Origin of the sequence: Streptosporangium sp. NPDC051022 (assembly GCF_040683035.1) — a bacterium.
GTDB lineage: Bacteria > Actinomycetota > Actinomycetes > Streptosporangiales > Streptosporangiaceae > Streptosporangium.
Window position 1 is genome coordinate 1 of record NZ_JBFBCF010000038.1, and the last position, 18,632, is coordinate 18,632.

The 18,632-nt window shown below is 70.7% G+C and carries 13 protein-coding genes; 11 read left to right on the plus strand and 2 right to left on the minus strand.

What is annotated here, in order from left to right:
• Nucleotides 1–432: 432 nt before the first annotated feature.
• From gatC to ilvC, 11 genes are all read left to right on the plus strand, one after another.
• Nucleotides 433–732 carry an Asp-tRNA(Asn)/Glu-tRNA(Gln) amidotransferase subunit GatC gene (gene gatC / locus AB0N02_RS39870; RefSeq protein WP_363958148.1) on the plus strand — a complete coding sequence of 100 codons (300 nt, stop codon included), beginning with the start codon at nucleotides 433–435 and terminating at the stop codon, nucleotides 730–732.
• Nucleotides 729–2,219, plus strand: coding sequence for an Asp-tRNA(Asn)/Glu-tRNA(Gln) amidotransferase subunit GatA (gene gatA, locus AB0N02_RS39875; protein ID WP_363958151.1), 1,491 nt, complete (start codon nucleotides 729–731; stop codon nucleotides 2,217–2,219). The genes gatC and gatA overlap by 4 nt, the downstream gene beginning before the upstream one ends.
• 54 nt (nucleotides 2,220–2,273) lie before the next feature.
• Entirely contained in the window at nucleotides 2,274–3,362 is a 1,089-nt protein-coding gene (locus AB0N02_RS39880; protein WP_363958154.1) for an AAA family ATPase, read from the plus strand.
• A complete protein-coding gene (locus AB0N02_RS39885; protein WP_363958157.1) occupies nucleotides 3,359–3,925 on the plus strand; it encodes a hypothetical protein in 567 nt (188 codons plus the stop codon). The genes AB0N02_RS39880 and AB0N02_RS39885 overlap by 4 nt, the downstream gene beginning before the upstream one ends.
• Before the next feature lie 171 nt (nucleotides 3,926–4,096).
• Complete coding sequence (gene gatB, locus AB0N02_RS39890; protein ID WP_363958160.1) at nucleotides 4,097–5,602, plus strand: Asp-tRNA(Asn)/Glu-tRNA(Gln) amidotransferase subunit GatB; 1,506 nt, start codon at nucleotides 4,097–4,099, stop codon at nucleotides 5,600–5,602.
• 1,467 nt (nucleotides 5,603–7,069) lie between these two features.
• Nucleotides 7,070–8,878 (plus strand): VanW family protein, encoded by a 1,809-nt coding sequence (locus AB0N02_RS39895; RefSeq protein ID WP_363958162.1) that lies wholly within the window; start codon nucleotides 7,070–7,072, stop codon nucleotides 8,876–8,878.
• Nucleotides 8,879–8,972: 94 nt separating this feature from the next.
• On the plus strand, nucleotides 8,973–9,881 hold the full coding sequence (locus AB0N02_RS39900) for a 2-hydroxyacid dehydrogenase (protein WP_363958164.1): 909 nt from the start codon (nucleotides 8,973–8,975) through the stop codon (nucleotides 9,879–9,881).
• A 177-nt stretch (nucleotides 9,882–10,058) separates the two neighbouring features.
• The gene (locus AB0N02_RS39905) at nucleotides 10,059–12,812 is read left to right on the plus strand and encodes an EAL domain-containing protein (RefSeq protein WP_363958167.1); all 2,754 of its coding nucleotides are present in this window, start codon (nucleotides 10,059–10,061) and stop codon (nucleotides 12,810–12,812) included.
• Nucleotides 12,813–13,137: 325 nt separating this feature from the next.
• A complete protein-coding gene (locus tag AB0N02_RS39910; RefSeq protein WP_363958383.1) occupies nucleotides 13,138–14,937 on the plus strand; it encodes an acetolactate synthase large subunit in 1,800 nt (599 codons plus the stop codon).
• A 64-nt stretch (nucleotides 14,938–15,001) separates the two neighbouring features.
• The gene (gene ilvN / locus AB0N02_RS39915; protein ID WP_363958169.1) at nucleotides 15,002–15,526 is read left to right on the plus strand and encodes an acetolactate synthase small subunit; all 525 of its coding nucleotides are present in this window, start codon (nucleotides 15,002–15,004) and stop codon (nucleotides 15,524–15,526) included.
• A 61-nt stretch (nucleotides 15,527–15,587) separates the two neighbouring features.
• Entirely contained in the window at nucleotides 15,588–16,568 is a 981-nt protein-coding gene (gene ilvC, locus AB0N02_RS39920) for a ketol-acid reductoisomerase (protein WP_363958386.1), read from the plus strand.
• A gap of 261 nt (nucleotides 16,569–16,829) precedes the next feature.
• Here ilvC and AB0N02_RS39925 read toward each other — a convergent pair whose 3' ends face one another.
• Both AB0N02_RS39925 and AB0N02_RS39930 read right to left on the minus strand, forming a co-directional pair.
• Complete coding sequence (locus AB0N02_RS39925) at nucleotides 16,830–17,675, minus strand: CAP domain-containing protein (protein ID WP_363958172.1); 846 nt, start codon at nucleotides 17,673–17,675, stop codon at nucleotides 16,830–16,832.
• Nucleotides 17,676–18,036: 361 nt separating this feature from the next.
• Nucleotides 18,037–18,582 (minus strand): DUF1707 and FHA domain-containing protein, encoded by a 546-nt coding sequence (locus tag AB0N02_RS39930; protein WP_363958175.1) that lies wholly within the window; start codon nucleotides 18,580–18,582, stop codon nucleotides 18,037–18,039.
• Nucleotides 18,583–18,632 lie beyond the last annotated feature (50 nt).

The following is an 18,632-nucleotide window of genomic DNA, read 5'->3' on the forward strand; positions in this document are numbered from 1 at the left end:
GCCGTACGGCGGGGCAAGTCGTGCGCGGAGGTGGGTGGGTGGTCCGGCCGGCGTATAAAAGGACCGAAACCACCGCGCCCGCCAGGCCGAAGGCCTGACCCCACCAGACCGCGACCAACGACGGCCGGCCGGACCACCCACCCGCCGCAGCGCGAACCCACAAACACCCCAAGCCGCAGCGCGAACCCCACGGAACCCCGAACACCGCAGCGCGAACCCCACGGAACCCCGAGCACCACGACACGAACCGCGAACCACAAGTGCTCGACAGCCCCGGAACGCTCGAATCAAACCCATCGCCCCAGGAAACTCACCTCATGGGAAACACAGCCCCCTGGAGGCTCCCGGAGGTTAATGGGTCAGGCACGTTAGGTCACGAGCCCTAGGATGACAGTGTCCAATTGCCATTCCACGAAACGGGTTCAACGACTCATGTCCGCCATAACCCGCGACGAGGTCGCTCACCTCGCCCGGCTGTCCCGGCTGGCGCTGGCCGACGAGGAACTCGACCACTTCGCCGCGCAGCTCGATGTGATCATCGGTGCGGTCGCCCGCGTCGCCGAGGTGGCGGCCGACGACATCCCGCCGTCCTCGCACGCCCTTCCGCTCGTCAACGTCTACCGCCCCGACGAGGTACGGTCCCGCCTGACGCCCGCCGAGGCGCTGGCCGCCGCCCCGGCCGTCGAGGACGACCGCTTCCGTGTTCCGCGCATCCTCGGGGAGGAAGCATGAGCCTCGTCCACAAGTCCGCCGCCGAACTGGGCGCGCTGGTCGCGAGCGGTGAGGTCTCGGCCGTCGAGGTCGCCCAGGCCCACCTTGACCGGATCGCCGCCGTCGAGCCGCAGGTCAACGCCTTCCTGCACGTCGACGCCGAGACGACCCTCGGTCAGGCCCGCGCCGTGGACGCCCGCCGGGCCGCCGGGGAGGCCCTCGGCCCGCTCGCGGGTGTGCCGATCGCGCACAAGGACGTCTTCACCACCACGGACATGCCGACCACGGCCGGGTCCAAGATCCTTGAGGGCTACCGCCCGCCGTACGACGCGACCGTGACCCGGCGCCTGCGCGAGGCGGGCCTGGTGATCCTCGGCAAGACCAACCTCGACGAGTTCGCGATGGGCTCCTCGACGGAGAACTCGGCCTACGGCCCCACCCGCAACCCGTGGGACCTGTCCCGCATCCCGGGCGGCTCCTCGGGCGGTTCGTCGGCCGCGGTCGCCGCCTACGAGGCCCCGCTGTCGACCGGTACCGACACCGGCGGCTCGATCCGCCAGCCGGCCGCGGTCACCGGCATCGTCGGCATGAAGCCGACCTATGGTGGTTCGTCCCGTTATGGGCTGATCGCCTTCGCCAGCTCGCTGGACACCCCCGGGCCCTTCGCCCGCAACGTGCTGGACGCCGCGCTCCTGCACGAGGCCTTCTCCGGCCACGACGTCATGGACGCGACCTCCGTCGACGCCCCGGTGCCCTCGGTCGTCGAGGCCGCGCGCAACGGTGAGGTGGCCGGGCTGCGGATCGGAGTGGTCAAGGAGTTCGGCGGCGACGGCTACCAGCCGGGCGTGCTCGCCCGCTTCCACGAGACCGTGGAGCTGCTGGAGTCGCTCGGCGCCAAGGTCGTCGAGGTCTCCTGCCCGTCGTTCACCACGGCGCTGCCCGCCTACTACCTGATCGCCCCGTCCGAGGCCTCCTCCAACCTGGCCCGTTTCGACGCCATGCGGTACGGCCTGCGCGTCGGCGACGACGGCACCCGCAGCGCCGAGGAGGTCATGGCGCTGACCCGGGCCGCCGGGTTCGGTCCCGAGGTCAAGCGGCGCATCATCCTGGGCACCTACGCGCTCTCCAGCGGCTACTACGACGCCTACTACGGCCAGGCGCAGAAGGTCCGCACGCTGATCGCGCGTGACTTCGAGGCCGCCTTCCACCAGGTGGACGTGCTCATCTCGCCGACCACGCCGACCACGGCGTTCCCGATCGGCGAGCGCGCCGACGACCCCATGGCGATGTACCTCGCCGACCTGTGCACCATCCCGACCAACCTGGCGGGCAACGCGGCCATCTCGGTGCCGTGCGGCCTGGCCGACGAGGACGGGCTGCCGGTCGGTCTGCAGATCATGGCCCCGGTGCTCGGCGACGACCGCTGCTACCGGGTCGCGGCCGCCGTGGAGAAGGCCCTTGAGCACCGCTGGGGTGGCAGCCTGCTGTCCAAGGCCCCGGCGCTGTAGGGCTCTTCGGACGACGGAACGAGAGGCGACGGTGGGGAACGGGGGAACGGCGGCATGATCACTCGGATCGAGATCGATGGTTACAAGTCCTTCTTGAACTTCGCCCTCGACGTGCCGCCCTTCCTGGTGCTGGTCGGTCCCAACGCCGGAGGCAAGTCGAACCTGTTCGACGCCGTCGGCTTCGTCGCCGACGAGATCACCGGTCAGGGCGGCCTGCTCTCGGCGGCCAGGGGGCTGCCGGGCGACCAGTTCCACCGGGTCGCGCGGGGGACGCCCGTCCCGGGGTTCGTCGTCTCGGTCGAGGCCCTGGTCGCCCCGGAACCCGGCGCGCTGCTGCCGATCCGGTTCGACGCGGGCGCCGAGATGGTGCTCAGGATCCCCAGGTCCAGCGGGACGGTCGTCAGCCACGTGGCCCACGACCTGCCCGAGGAGCTGCTGGAGCTCATGGTGGAGGACCCGGATCCGGAGGTCACGCCGCGCCGTACGGTCTCCTCGTGGCACCGGTACGCCCCCTCGCCGCAGGCGATGCGCAAGCGCTGGTCCGCGGCCGACCACGGGCCGCTCGCGACCGACGGCCGCAACCTCGCCGCGGTGCTCGGGCGGATGGCCGGGTCGGCGGCGCTCGCCGACCTCACGGCCGACCTCGCCGGCGTCGTGCCCGACGTGGCGGCCCTGCTGCCGCGCGTCGAGCGGGACGAGTGCTCCTTCGAGCTGGTGGTCGACGGGCAGGGGACGCTCCCGGCCGCGCTGCTGTCCGACGGGACCCTGCGCGTCCTCGGCCTGCTCGCCGCCCTGCACGATCCTGACCATCCGAGCACCCTGCTGGTCGAGGAGATCGAGAACGGCGTGCACCCCGGCCGCCTCGGCGAGCTGGTGCGGCGGATCCGGCAGCGGATCGCCGCGCCGGGAGGCACGACGCCCTTCCGGCAGGTGATCCTGACCACCCACTCGCCGGTGGTGGTCGCCGAGACCTATCGCGCCGACCCGGACGCGCTGACGTTCCTGGACACCGTGGTCCGCGTCGATCCCGACAGGGACCGGGTGTCGAGGGTGACCGTGGCCAAGCCCGTCCAGCCGGACGGCGAGCCGGGCACGTTCGTCTCGCCACGGCAGATCCGCAAGTACCTGGGAGCGGCGGCATGAGCCGCCCGCTGGTCCCCGGCCTGATCGCGCGCGGAGAGGCCGACGAGCGCTTCCTCGGGACCGTGATCTCCCGCCAGCTGCGCGAGCTGACGTGGATGTCGCCGTACACCGTCGACATCGAGGCGGCGGAGGTCATCGTGTGCGACCGGGAGCACATGGTCACGGCGCTGGAGGAGCTGGCGGCCGACTGCCACCTGCTCTTCACCTACGACAAGGAGCGGGAGCGAGGCAAGGCCGACGGGGTCCGCTACCACTCGCACTACCTGGTGCCCGTGATCGGCCTGGGGGACACCGAGGCGTGGCTGCTCGCCGACCCCGGCGTGTGGGCCGGGATCGAGGGCAGCGACCTCGGCCTGCTGCCCGCCAGGCCGCGCGACGTCGAGAAGATCACGGACCCGGCCGCGTTCCTGGCCGCGACCGTTCCCCGGCGCGGCAAGCCGATCGGCGACTACTACGAGTACCTGGGGCGCAACATCGACCTGGCCGTCCTGGCGCAGGTCCCCGGATACGCGGACTGGGTCGCCGAGACGCGGAACGCACTGAAAGGACTTGGTTACCTGTGAACGGGAGGAAACCCGGCACAGTGGGCGGAGTGGCACGTGAGGTACGGACGCTCCGCGAAGTGAACGACAAGGGCGATCGACCGGCGAACGGGAGACGGCCCGACGCGGTGAGCCGAGCGGCGCGTGAGACACGAGCGCTCCGCGCAGTCAACGAGGATTGGTGAACGACCGATGAGCACGGAAACGCTGATGCCGTACGACGAGGCGCTGGAGCGCTTCGAGCCGGTGCTGGGCCTGGAGACGCACGTCGAGCTGGGCACGGTGTCGAAGATGTTCTGCGGTTGCCCGACCACGTTCGGCGCCCCGCCCAACACCCAGGTCTGCCCGGTCTGCCTGGCCCTGCCGGGAGCGCTGCCGACGACCAACGCCGCCGCGATCGAGTCGACGATCCGCATCGGCCTGGCGCTCAACTGCTCCATCGCCGAGTGGTGCCGCTTCGCCCGGAAGAACTACTTCTATCCGGACATGCCGAAGAACTACCAGATCAGCCAGTACGACGAGCCGCTCTGCTTCGACGGCTACCTCGACGTCGAGGTGGACGGCAGGACCGTGCGGATCGAGATCGAGCGGGTCCACCTGGAGGAGGACACCGGCAAGTCCACCCACGTGGGCGGCGCGACCGGCCGCATCCACGGCGCCGACTACTCGATCGTCGACTACAACCGGGCCGGCATCCCGCTGGTGGAGATCGTCACCAAGCCGATCCCCGGCACCGACCGGCTCGCCCCCGAGGTCGCCCGCGCTTACGCGACCGAGCTGCGCGAGGTCATGCGCGCGCTGGGTGTCTCCGACGTGCGCATGGAGGAGGGTTCCATGCGGTGTGACGTGAACGTCTCCCTCATGCCGCGCGGTTCCTCCGAGTGGGGCACCCGGACCGAGACCAAGAACGTCAACTCGCTGCGCAGCGTCGAGCGTTCCGTCCGCAGCGAGATCGAGCGCCAGGCCGCGATCCTGGCCGACGGTGGCAAGATCGTCCAGGAGACCCGCCACTTCCACGAGGACACCGGCACCACCACCTCGGGCCGGTCCAAGGAGGAGGCGCAGGACTACCGCTACTTCCCCGAGCCCGACCTCGTGCCGATCGCGCCCGACCCCGCGTGGGTCGCCACGCTGAAGGAGACGCTGCCCGAGCTGCCGCGCCTGCGGCGCAAGCGGCTGCAGCAGGAGTGGGGCGTGTCCGACCTGGACATGGAGTCCATGCACAACATCGACGCCATCGACCTGGTCGAGGCGACCGTCGCCGCCGGCGCCCCGCCCGCGGACGCCCGCAAGTGGTGGATGGGCGAGCTGGCCCGCCGGGCCAACGAGGCGGCGGTACCGCTCGGCGAACTGCGGATCACCCCCGACCAGATCGCCCGGGTGTGCGCGATGGTCGCCGGGGGAGCGCTGAACGACAAGCTGGCCCGCCAGGTGCTGGAGGGGGTGCTGAACGGCGAGGGCTCCCCGGACGAGGTGGTCGCCGCCCGCGGCCTGCAGATCGTGAACGACGAGGGCGAGCTGTCGGCCATCATCGACCAGGTTCTGGCGGAGAACGCCGCGGCGGCGGACAAGGTCCGGGGTGGCAAGATCGCCGCCGTCGGCGCCCTCGTCGGCGGCGTCATGAAGGCCAGCAAGGGCAAGGCCGACGCGGCCCGGGCCCGGGAGCTGCTGCTGGAGAAGCTCGGGGTCTCGGAGTAGTTCCTCCCGGGCTCTCACCCGGTTTTCTCTTGGCCCCCACGGGCGATTCCCGCCCGTGGGGGCCTCGTTCGTGCGGTTGCCGGTGAACGTTCACCGGGTTGCGCGTCGCTCACCGGCGTCGGCCAGGTCCGCGTCACCGCCGGCCGTACCGGCGCCGTGGAGTGTCCTGAGCGCGGTGGTGGAGTTGTTCTGCGCGGGGGAGCCGGGCGGTGGTGGCGGGGTGTTTCCGGGCGCCGTGAACTGTTCTGAGCGTGGTGATGGGGTGTTCCACGGGGTGGGGGAGTGTCCCGGGCATGGTGGGGGTGTTCCGGGCGTGGTGGACGCGTCGGGCGTCGGGGAGTCGTCGGTCGTGTGAGTTTCGCGGGGTGGTGTCCCGGGCCGCAGGGGTTCGGCGGTCGTCGTGCTTCCTGGAAAGGCCTCGCCGGCCAATCGGATCGGCGGGGCCTTTCTGTATGTGGTAATTCGGATTTTTTATATCTGGCATGTATTGACTGAATTCTTCACTCCTTGCACAGTGATCACATTAATCCTCCCCTTTCTCTCTGGTGCCGCACAGCCCTGAGAACGGAGAACTCCCATGAAAAGGTTTTCGGCCCTTCTGGCTGCGCTCTCGGCCGTCGCGGGCGGGGCGCTCGCCGCCGTCGGCCCAGCCCAGGCGGCCACGTCCGCTTCCTCGTCCGCCTCCTCCCCGGCATTCGCGGTCGACGCCCTCGTCGTCGCCAACGGGGTTCGTCTGAGGTCGACACCGGGGGGAACCCGCGTGATCGGTTTCCTCTACTACGGGGATTACGGCCGGATAGTGGCGGTGAGTTCGTCGACCTGGTGTCAATTCCGGCTCAGCGGCAGGTCGGCTTCCGGACTTCCGGCGGGAACCACCGGATGGGCCTCCTGTTCCTACTTCGCCACGGAGGACGGCGTGCGCATCTCGAACACGGCCGTCGACTCCCTGGCGTCTTAGCGGGGCCCGCCGCTCCCGGCCCTTCCGGTTCCGTGGCCCCCGTCGTCCGCTCGCCCGGTGGCCCTTCCGTCACCCCGGCCCCCGGTGTTCCGGCCCCCGCCGTCTCCGGTTCTCGTCCGGTGGCCGGGTGACGTGGCCCGCCTCCCGACGAGGTGGTGATTTGTTACCGCTCATCAAGAGCGTTGGCTGACAGATGTGGTTTAGGGTTGCCGGAGGTAGAAACTGCGAAGTCAGAGGAGCCGGAGGCCGTGCGGAACGCCGGAGCGTCGACAGACCCGCCGACGGATCCGTTCGCGTCAGTGCCCCTGCCCCCGCATCCCGTTCCTCCCGGAGCCCGCGACCCGCGGCTTCCGCCGGGCGGCAGGCCGAGGGGAAAGTCGAGTCTCCCTCCGGGCGTCTCGCCCGACATTTTCGGTCCCTCGGGCCCGGCCGGTCAGGGCGGCCCCCCGGGACCCGGCCCCGGGTCGTCCGCGCTGCCACCCCCGGCGCCCAGGCCCGAGCCGTGGCAGATGGCGGCGCCCGAGCGCGCCTCCCCGGCGAGATCGTCGCGTGAGGAGCCCGCGCTCGCGCCCGGTGGCGCCGCCGGGTCCTCGCCTCCGGGGCCGCCCCAGCACGAGGAGACGTCCCCGCGCCGCCGGAAGGGGCGCAGATTCCTCTGGGCCGCCCTGATCCTGCTGTTGCTGGCCGGCCTCGCCTACACGGTTCCCGCGATCGTCATGTCCGGCAAGATGCTGCCCGGCACCCGGATCCGGGGGGTCGACATCGGCGGGCTGACCGCGACCGAGGCGGCCGAGCTGATCAGGGAGCGGCTCTCCGAGGCCGCGGCCAAGGAGATGACCCTGCTGGCCGCGGGCGAGAAGTACACCCTGAGCCCGGAGAAGGCCGGGCTGGGGCTCGACGTCGTCGCCACGATCGACCAGTCGCCCAGCGACTTCCCCGCCCCCACGGAGGTCTGGCGGGCACTCACCGGCACCCACGAGTTGAACCCCAAGGTCTCCGTCGACGCGGCGCTCATGAAGAGCGCCGTCAAAGGCCTGGCGAGGAAGATCGACCTCAAGGTCCGGGAGGGCTCGGTCACCTTCGAGGGCACCAGACCGGTGGCGGTGCTGCCCCGGGACGGCCGGACGCTGGAGCGGGAGGGCGCGGCCCGCGTCATCACGAACGCCTTCCTCGGTTCCGGAGGCGAGGTGACGCTGCCGGTCTCGGTGATCAAGCCCAAGGCCACCGCCGAGGGGGTCAAGGAGGCCGCCGCGAAGGCGGGCCGGGCGGTGTCCGGGCCGGTGACCCTGACCCACAAGGGCAGGCAGGCCCGGCTGACGGCCGAGACCCTCGCGGCCCATCTCTCCTTCGAGCCCGACGAGACCGGTGGCATGCGCCCCGTCTTCGACGCCAGGGGCGCGATCGCGGAGGTGGAGAAGGAACTCGTCGATCCGGCCCGTGCCCCGAGGGAGCCCGCCTTCGAGATCGTCGGGAACCGGCCGAAGCTGATCCCGGGGCGTAAGGGCGAGGGAGTCGACAACGGCAGGCTCGCCGACGACGTGGCCAAACTGGTCACCTCCGGCGGGAGCCGTACGATCCCGGTCGCCTTCACGACCGTCGAGCCGCGCATCTCCGACGCCGAGGCGCGGGCGCTGGGCATCAAGGAGAAGATCAGCGAGTTCACCACGCCCTACGTCTGCTGCCCGCCCCGGGTGACCAACATCCGCACCCTGGCCAAGCTCATGGACGGCTACGTCGTCAAGCCGGGGGAGACCTTCTCGCTCAACGGTGTCATCGGCGAACGCGACACCGCCAGGGGGTTCGTCCCGGCGCCCATGATCCAGGGCGGCAGGCTGATCGACTCGGTCGGCGGCGGCATCTCCCAGTTCGTCACCACCATGTACAACGCGGTGTTCTTCGGGGGGCTGGAGGACGTCCAGCACGTGGCGCACGAGTTCTACATCTCGCGCTATCCGGCGGGCCGCGAGTCCACGGTCTCCTGGCCCGCGCCCGACTTCCGCTGGCGGAACGACTCCAAGTACGGCGTGCTGGTGAAGACCTCCTACAACGATGCCGGGGTCACGGTCGCCTTCTGGAGCACCAAGCGCTACGACATCGAGTCGGTCTCCTCGGACCGTTACAACATCACCCCGTTCAAGAGCGTGACCGAAAACGGCCCCACCTGCATCCCGATGGAGGGTCAGCAGGGCTTCACGATCGACGTCTGGCGCGTCTTCAAGCAGAACGGCAAGGAGATCAAGCGGGTCAAGAACACCACGGTCTACCGCCCCGAGCTCGACCTCAAGTGCGTCAAGGGAGGCACCCCCCAGACGGAGTGAACCGGCCTGGGCGCGGCGCCGCCGGGTGTCGCGGAGGCGACGCGACGGGTGGTGCGGAACAACGCGATCGGACGTCGCCGTAAATAATGCACCCATGAAGATCTGGGTCCCCTCCGAGGCCGCCGTTGACGTGCTGTGCGATCTGCCCGATGTGGAGTGCGTCGTCTACGACGGCACGGGACCGGTTCCCGACGGGGCCGGGGAGGTCGAGGTCTGGATTCCGCCGTTGCTCTCGCCGGCGCGGATCCCCGAGCTGCTCGGCGAGATGACCGGACTGCGGCTGCTGCAGACCGTCACGGCGGGAGTGGACGCCTACCGGCCGTACCTGCCCGACGGTGTCGTGCTGTGCAACGCGCGGGGCGTGCACGACGCGGGCACCGCGGAGTGGGCGGTCGGAGCGATGATCGCCGTGTTGCGGGAGTTCCCCGGCTTCACCGACGCCCAGCGGCGGGGGGAGTGGACCTATCACCACACCGGCGCGCTGGCCGACTCCACGGTGCTGATCGTCGGCTACGGGTCGATCGGCCAGGCGCTGGAGCGGCGCCTGGAGGGGTTCGAGGTGGACGTCGTGCGGGTGGCGCGGACCGCGCGGGGCGACGTCCACGGCCAGGACGAGCTGCCGGAGCTGCTGCCCCGGGCGGACGTGGTCGTGCTGCTGGTGCCCTCGACCCCCGCGACCGCGGGGCTGGTCGACGCGGACTTCCTGGCGGCGATGAAGGACGGCGCCCTGCTGGTGAACGCGGCCAGGGGCGGGGTGGTCGACACCGACGCGCTCCTCGCCGAGCTGCGGAAGGGGCGGATCCTGGCCGCGCTGGACGTCACCGACCCCGAGCCGCTGCCCCCCGGCCATCCGCTCTGGACGGTACCGGGGGCGTTCGTCACCCCGCACGTCGCGGGGAGCTCCCCCGCCTCGGGGCGGCGCCTGCTGAAACTGCTCCGTTCGCAGCTCCTGCGCTACCTGGCGGGTGAACCGCTTAAAAACGTGATCACCGGTTCGTACTGACCGGGAAAGGATTCCCGACCGTGGCTGCCTCGTGACCTGGGCTGCGTACGGTGAATTACTGCGAGCCCGTTCGCTCGCCCGGTTATCAGATCGGTGACGACTCCGGCGTTGTCACCACCCGCGTCCGCCGGAGCGCACACACTGACGGTGTGCCGCCGCGGACGTGGACGACGAGGAATGACCCGTTCGCAACGGCAACCCGCGCGCAGCAAGGAGAGGAACGCTGCGGAAGCGAGACGAATCGACACCGATGGGCAGACGACATTGATCCGCTGGCGTGACCCCCGGGTAGCGCTGACCGCCGCCGCCGTGACGGGCGCGGCGGGGCTCGTTGCCGCCCTTCTCAGCGGTGCCTCCGCCGTGCTCGTCGGCGCGGTCGCGGGGGTCTCCGCGGCGGCCGCCGCCGCGGTCTCGCTGTTCGTCGCGGCTCGCCGTCCGTCCGACCGGGACAGCGCGCTGGCCTGGCGCTGGCTCGGGGGCGGCTCCGCCACCTGGCTCGTCGGGATCGGCGTGCGGCCGCTGGCCGACGGCACGCCGTTCGCGGTCACCTTCGCCGACCTGGTGCTGCTCGTCGGCACGGTCATGCTCGCCGTCGGCACAGGTCTGTGCGCGGTCAGACCGGCGCACGGGCAGGCGCTGCTGAGAGATCTCGCCGACGCCTACGTCTGCGCGGCCTCGATCTTCGTCATCGGCTGGGTCCTGCTTCTGGGGCCGGCCTACCGCGACGCCGGCGACGCGGGCACCTTCGCGGTCACCCTCGCCTCGCCGTTACTCTGCCTGGTCCTCACCTGCGCGGTCGGTCCCGCCGTGGTGCCCGCCAGGCAGTCCGCCTGGCCGGTGGGCCTCGCGGCCCTGGCCGTGCTGGCGGCGGTCACGGCGTCCGAGACCATGACCGCGCTGGCCAGGCTGACCGGTGACGAGCCGCCGCTGAGCGGGATGTGGCCGGCCCCGGCCGCCTTCCTGCTGCTGGCCGCGGTCGCGTGGAGCGACCGTACGGCACGGACCCGGGCCGCCCCCGAGCCCGGCGAGCCGCCCGTCGGCCGCGACACCTCCCCCCTGATCGCCGCGACGCCGCTGATCCTGGTCGTCGTGGCCGCCGCCGTCGTGCTCGTACGCGTGCTCGGTGGCGGGATCGAGGGGCCGGTCGCCGTCGTGGCCCTCGTCTCGCTCTCGGTCGTCGTCGTGCTGGTGATGCGCCTGTTCGTGACACTGGTGGAGACGGGACGGATGCGGCGCCTGGTCGACCTCGGCGAGCGCCAGCTGCACGAGCTGGCCGAGAGCACCGGCGACGTGGTCCTGCTGTGCGACTACGAGGGCGTGGTGCGGGAGATCGGCGAGGGCGTCGAGATCATGTACGGCTACCGCCCCGACGAGCTGGTCGGCGGGAAGATCTTCGACTACATCCACCCCGAGGACGTGCCCGGCATCCGGATGGCGCTGCGCGCGATGAGCCTGGACGAGGAGCCCGTCGAGGGGTCCGGCACCTGCCTGGTCGCCTGCCGGGTCAGGGCGGCCGACGGCACCTGGCGGCCCACCGAGTCGGTGGCGACCCGGCAGGTGCGCGGCGAGGAGCTGGTGCTGGTGACCACCCGGGACGTCAGCGGCCAGGAGGCCCTGCGCAACCAGGTGGTCCACCTGACCTTCCACGACGGTGTCACCGGCCTGCCCAACCGGGCCTACTTCGAGGAACGCACCCGGGAGGTGCTCGCCCGGCCCGGCGCGAGCGCCGCCGCCGTGGTCTTCCTGGATCTGGACGGGTTCACGGCGGTCAACGACTCGGTCGGCCACGCCAGCGGCGACTACCTGCTCAGCCAGGCCGCGCGCAGGTTACGCGCGGCCGTACGGGCCGACGACACCCTGGCCCGCTGGGGCGGCGACGAGTTCGCGGTGCTGCTGGAGGGGGGGACGGACGCCCAGACGGCGGTGGACCTGGCCGAGCGCCTGGTCCGCACGGTCTCCTCCGAGCCCTTCCGGGTGGCCGACCGCGACGTCGCGCTGACCGCCAGCGTGGGGGTGGCCTTCGCGGTGGACGACGTGTCCTCGGCCGACCTGATCCGCAACGCCGACGTGGCGATGGCCAGGGCCAAGGAACTGGGCGGTCGCCGGGTCGAGGTGTTCGCCGCGCACATGCACACCGACGTGGTGCGGCGCCTTGAGCTGGCCGCCGACCTGCAGCGGGCGCTGCTGGAGAACCAGTTCGCGATCGAGTACCAGCCGGTGGTCGATCTGGCCACCTCGCGCGTCACCGCCGTCGAGGCGCTGGTGCGTTGGTGGCGGGGGAGCGCTTTCGTGCCGCCCGAGCAGTTCCTCGGCCCCGCCGAGGACACCGGTCTCATCGTGCCGCTGAGCGAGTGGATCCTGCGTGAGGCCTGCCGGGAGGTGGCCACCTGGCGCGCGTCCTCGTGGGAGATCGGGCTCTCGCTGAACCTGTCGGCCCGGCAGATCATGGCACCGCGTTTCGTGGAGAGCGTCGAGTCGGCGCTCGCCGAGAGCGGCCTGCCGCCCAGCGCGCTGACCCTCGAGGTCATCGAGGAGATGCTGGTGGAGGACGCCGAGGAGACCGTCACCAGGCTCTCCGAGCTGCGTGAGCTCGGGGTACGGCTGGCCATCGACGACTTCGGCACCGGCTACGCCTCGCTGGCCTTCCTGCGGCAGCTCCCGGTCGACATGATCAAAATCGATCCGTCGTTCGTCTCCGGCCTCGGCCGCGACGAGACGCTGACGCTGCTGACCCGCACGATCGTACGGCTCGGCCACGACCTGGGCCTGATCGTGGTCGCGGAGGGCATCGAGCGTCCCGAGCAGCTGGAACTGCTGCGCGAGATGGGCTGCACCCGGGGCCAGGGTTTCCTGGTGGCACGGCCGATGGCCGCGCGCGGGGTCGACTCCCTCATGCGCACCAGCCGCTCCAGCCTCCCCAGCGGCGTCTGACGGAACGCCCCCGGACGATGCCCGGGGGCGGGGACCGCGGAGACGGCGGGCACCCCGTGTCGCGCTGTTTCGCCTGGTCGGAGCCATGATCGACGAATCGGCCCGGTCGTGTCCCCCGCCGGTCCCGTGTCCGGGTCCCGACATGCCGCGTCTCGAATTTTGAGACTCCCGTCCCATGAATTTGACGTGGGCCCTCTCCGTCGGCCAAGGTGGATCCATGCATCACCGTGGGATTCTCGTAGTACTTCGCCGGCGCGCGGGCCGATAAGCGAAGCACTTCGACCTGCGCGCCGCCCCAGATCCGCCATCCCAGGCGGGATGGGGCATTTTTTATGCCGTTAAACAAGCTCAGCCACCAAACAAGCTCAGCCACACAAGGAACGAGCCGATGACCGAACAGATGACAGGAGCCCAGGCCCTCGTGAGGGCGCTGGAGCACGTCGGAGTCGACACCGTGTTCGGGATCCCGGGCGGCGCGATTCTTCCCGCCTACGATCCCCTCTACGACTCGGTCAAGGTCCGCCACGTGCTTGTACGGCACGAGCAGGGGGCCGGGCACGCGGCGCAGGGCTACGCGCAGGCCACGGGCAGGGTCGGGGTCTGCATGGCCACCAGCGGTCCCGGTGCCACCAACCTGGTCACCCCGATCGCCGACGCCTACATGGACTCGGTCCCGATCGTCGCGATCACCGGGCAGGTGACCAGCGACGCCATCGGCACCGACGCGTTCCAGGAAGCCGACATCTCCGGCATCACCATGCCGATCACCAAGCACAACTTCCTGGTGACCGACCCGGCCGACATCGCCAGGACGATCGCCGAGGCCTTCCACATCGCCTCCACAGGGCGTCCGGGGCCGGTGCTGGTCGACATCTCCAAGGACGCGCTCACGAACAGGACCACGTTCCAGTGGCCGCCGGTGATGCAGCTGCCGGGTTACCGCCCGGTCACCAGGCCGCACTCCAAGCAGATCCGCGAGGCGGCCAAGCTGATCGCCGAGGCCAGGCGGCCGGTGCTGTACGTCGGCGGAGGTGTGCACAAGGCCGGGGCGTCGGCCGAGCTGCTGGCGTTCGCCGAGCTGACCGGCATCCCCGTGGTCACCACGCTGATGGCGCGCGGGACCTTCCCCGACAGCCACCGCCAGCACCTGGGCATGCCGGGCATGCACGGCTCGGTGCCCGCGGTCGGCGCGCTGCAGCGGGCCGACCTGATCGTCGGTCTCGGCGTCCGCTTCGACGACCGCGTCACCGGCAACCTGGACAGCTTCGCCCCGCACGCCAAGGTCGTCCACGCCGACATCGACCCGGCGGAGATCTCCAAGAACCGGCACGCGGACGTCCCGATCGTGGGCGACTGCAAGGAGGTCATCACCGAGCTGATCAACGCGGTGCGCAACGAGGACCGCAAGGGCGACTACAGCGAGTGGTGGAGGCAGCTCGACGCCTACCGGGAGACCTACCCGCTCGGCTACACCGAGTTCGAGGACGGCTCCATCGCCCCGCAGTACGTCATGCAGCGGCTGAGCGCGATCGTCGGCCCGGACGCGATCTTCACCGCGGGCGTCGGACAGCACCAGATGTGGGCGGCCCAGTTCATCGGTTACGAGAACCCCGGCTCCTTCATCAACTCCGGCGGCGCGGGCACGATGGGCTTCGCGCTGCCCGCCGCGATGGGCGCCAAGATGGGCAGGCCGGAGGCCACGGTCTGGGCCGTCGACGGCGACGGATGCTTCCAGATGACCAACCAGGAGCTGGCCACCTGCGCGATCGAGGGTGTGCCGATCAAGGTCGCGATCATCAACAACGGCAACCTCGGCATGGTCCGGCAGTGGCAGACGCTGTTCTACAACCAGCGTTACTCCAACACCAACCTGCAGACGGTCCGCAGGATCCCCGACTTCGTGAAGCTGGCCGAGGCGTACGGTTGTGTCGGCCTGCGGTGCGAGCGCCCCGAGGACGTGGACGCGATCATCGAGAAGGCGATGGAGATCAACGACGTTCCGGTCGTGATCGACTTCGTCGTCCACGAGGACGCCATGGTCTGGCCGATGGTGGCGGCGGGGACCAGCAACGACGACATCAAGTTCGCGCGTGACATGGCGCCGGTCTGGGACAGCGAGGACTAGCCATGGGCGAGCGGACCGACGGACACAGCGGCGCCCCGGCCGGCGGCCGGGCGAAGGGACAGGCATGAGCAGGCACACGCTCTCCGTGCTGGTCGAGAACAAGCCCGGCGTGCTCGCGCGCGTCGCGTCGTTGTTCAGCCGGCGCGGATTCAACATAGACTCGCTGGCGGTCGGGCCGACCGAGCACGAGGACATCTCACGGATGACCATCGTGGTCAACGTCGAGGACCTTCCGCTTGAGCAGGTCACCAAGCAGCTCAACAAGCTGATCAACGTGCTCAAGATCGTGGAACTCGACCCGGCTCAGGCCGTGCACCGCGAACTCACCCTGATCAAGGTGCGGGCCGACGCCGAGAACCGTTCGAGCGTGCTGGAGCTGGTGAACCTCTTCCGGGCGCGCTGCGTCGACGTCGCCCCGGACGCGGTGACGATCGAGGTCACCGGCACACCGGACAAGCTGCAGGCGTTCATCAAGCTCCTGGAGCCGTTCGGCATCAAGGAGCTCGTCCAGTCGGGCATGGTGGCCATCGGCCGCGGCGCCCGCTCCATCACCGACCGTTCCCTCCGGGCCCTGGACCGGACCGCATAAGCCGTACGGCGCACCATGCGAGCCGTACGAGAAACCTTGAAAGGCTAAGCGAGTGACTGAGATCTTCTACGACGACCAGGCCGACCTGTCGATCATCCAGGGCCGGCACGTGGCGGTTCTGGGGTACGGCAGCCAGGGCCACGCCCACGCGCTCTCCCTGCGCGACTCCGGCGTGGACGTCCGGGTCGGCCTGCCCGAGGGCTCCAAGAGCCGGGAGAAGGCGGAGGCCGACGGCCTGCGCGTGCTCTCCCCGTCGGAGGCGGTCGAAGAGGCCGACCTGACGATGATCCTCGCGCCGGACCACATCCAGCGCCACCTCTACGCCGAGCACGTGGCCCCGAACCTGGTCGAGGGCGACGCCCTCTTCTTCGGTCACGGGCTCAACATCCGCTACGGCCTCATCGAGGCGCCGCAGGGCGTGGACGTCGCCATGGTCGCCCCCAAGGGCCCGGGTCACCTCGTCCGCCGCCAGTACACCGCCGGCCGCGGCGTGCCCTGTCTCGTCGCCGTGGAGAAGGACGCCAGCGGCAACGCCTGGGACCTCGCCCTGTCCTACGCCAAGGGCATCGGCGGCACCCGCGCGGGCGCGCTGAAGACCACCTTCACCGAGGAGACCGAGACCGACCTGTTCGGCGAGCAGGCCGTCCTCTGCGGTGGCGTCTCCGAGCTGATCAAGGCCGGTTTCGAGACCCTGATCGAGGCCGGCTACCAGCCCGAGGTCGCCTACTTCGAGTGCCTCCACGAGATGAAGCTGATCGTCGACCTGATGTACGAGGGCGGCATCCACAAGATGTACTGGTCGGTCTCCGACACCGCCGAGTACGGCGGCTACTCCCGCGGCCCGCGCGTCGTGACGAAGGAGACCAAGGAGGAGATGCGGCGCATCCTCGCCGAGATCCAGTCGGGTGAGTTCGCCAAGGAGCTCGTCGAGGAGTTCGACGGCGGCCAGAAGAAGTTCACCGCCTACCGCGAGGAGCTGGCCGAGCACCCGATCGAGAAGACCGGTGCCAAGCTGCGCCCGATGATGAGCTGGCTGAAGTAGCCGCTCCCGCCCGGACGGCCCGCCGGAGGCGGAACGGTCCGGGTGCCCTTCGCCCGCAGGCGGCCCGCGCCCCCGTGACGGTTCACGTCACGGGGGCGCGGTCTTTCCCGCGGCCTTCCTCGGCCGTTCCCGCGCTCTTCCGCGGGTCTTCCCCGCGCTCTTCCGCGGGTCTTCCCCGCGGCCTTCGGGTAGGGCCGGGCGCCGGGGGGCGCCTTCCGGCCCGTCCGCTCGGACGCCCCCCGGTCCGTTCGCTCCGCCGGGTCAGTGCCTGCCGAAGTCCTGGGTCCAGTAGGGGCCGCGCGGGCTGGTGGCCATGCCGACCCCGAGGTGGGTGTAGGCGCAGTTCATGATGTTGCGCCGGTGGCCTTCGCTGTTCATCCACGCCTCGACCACGTCGGCCGGGGTCCGCTGTCCCCAGGCGATGTTCTCCGCCCAGGCCGACATCGGGCTGAACCCGGACGCCTTGATGCGGTCGGTCATGGTCCGGCCGTCCAGGGAGGTGTGGCTGAAGTAGTTCTTGGACGCCATGTCCTGCGAGTGGCTCTGGGCGGCCGAGCGCAGCTGCGGGTCGTTCTTGAGCGGGGCGCAGTTCCCGGCCCGCCGTTCGACGTTGGTCAGGCGCAGCACCTCGTCCTGGGCGGAGGTGCCCTGGGTCGAGGTGGGGGTGGGGGCGGGGACGGGAGCCGTGGTCGGGCTCGCGGTGGACGTCGGGGACGGTACGGAGGCCGGGGAGCACGACAGCCGGACCGCCTTGGAGCGGGCCGTGTTGCCCTGGTAGTCGGTGGCGGCGGCGTAGTAGACGCCCGAGGTGCACGGCAGCGCCACGGTGACCCGCCCGTTGACGCCCCTCCTGGCCGCGCTCTTGACGGTCGGATCGGCGGCGGCCTCGGCGCGCTTGATCCGGATGCGGACCAGGGCGCTGTCGGAACAGCCCAGCCGGGCGGCGGACGCCTGGATCCGCCCGGCCGAGGTGACATAGGGATCGGCCACGTACACACGGCACTCGGACCGCGCGGCCTGCGGGACCGCCGCCTGGGCGGCGGCGACCGGCGTGCTGAACACCGTCAGGCTCCCGAGGCACGCGAGCACCCTCAGCCGTCTACGCATATCGGTTCCTCCAGATTGCTCGGCGCTGGATGGATTCCGCATTCTGTCGGGGTTACATCGCCCGTGTCACTAAATTACGGACAATAACTGTGAGCTCCAGGTAAACCAGAGTGGTCCCAGAGACGTCTGTGACATGCCGTTCGCCGGGCTCGTCCCGGAGGCCGCCGTCCGGGGCGGCGGGAGTGGCCGGAAGGGTGCTCTCCGGGGGACTCGGGCCGTGTGCGCGCACGTGCGCGCCCCCGTCGTGGGTATCCACGTGGGCGTCCGCGTGGGCATCCGAAGTGTGGGCGTCCGGAGCGTTTACGTCCGGGGCGTCGTCGCCTGCTGTCGGCGAGGCGCTGTCCCCTCACCGCGCGGACGCTCAGATCAGCTGGGGAGTGATCACCAGGAAGACGCAGTCGCCGAAGGACAGGACGTCTCCGGGGTGGACCTTCGCCGGACCGACCAGGCGCCAGTCGTTCAGCCGGGTGCCGTTGAGCGAGCCGAGGTCGACGACGATCCACCCCTCCCCGTCGCGGCGGAGCTCGGCGTGCACCCTGGACACGGTCAGGTCGGCCAGGACCAGGTCGCAGGCCGACCCCCGGCCGACCACGTAGCGGGTGCGGTTGTCGCCCGGCAGCGCCAGCCTGGGCAGCCTCGGGCGACGCCAGGCGGACTCCACGCGTTTGGTGAAGTCGGACGCCGAGGCGACCACCTCGGTCACCATCCGGCGGAACCGGCCGCGTTGCGGCAGATCGGCGACCAGGTTCTCGAGCTCGCCCTGACTGCGGGCGCGCAGCGCCATGTCCACCCGGCCGAGGAACGTGTCGTGCGAGAGGCGGCCCTCGACGGCGCGGTCACGGAGCTCGCTGATCGCACGATCGCGGTCCCCATCGGACGCGCGGGACGGGGGATGCGTCGAGCTCATTCACCGAGTATCAGCCCCAACAGTGGAGCCTGTCCACAATATGCGGATCT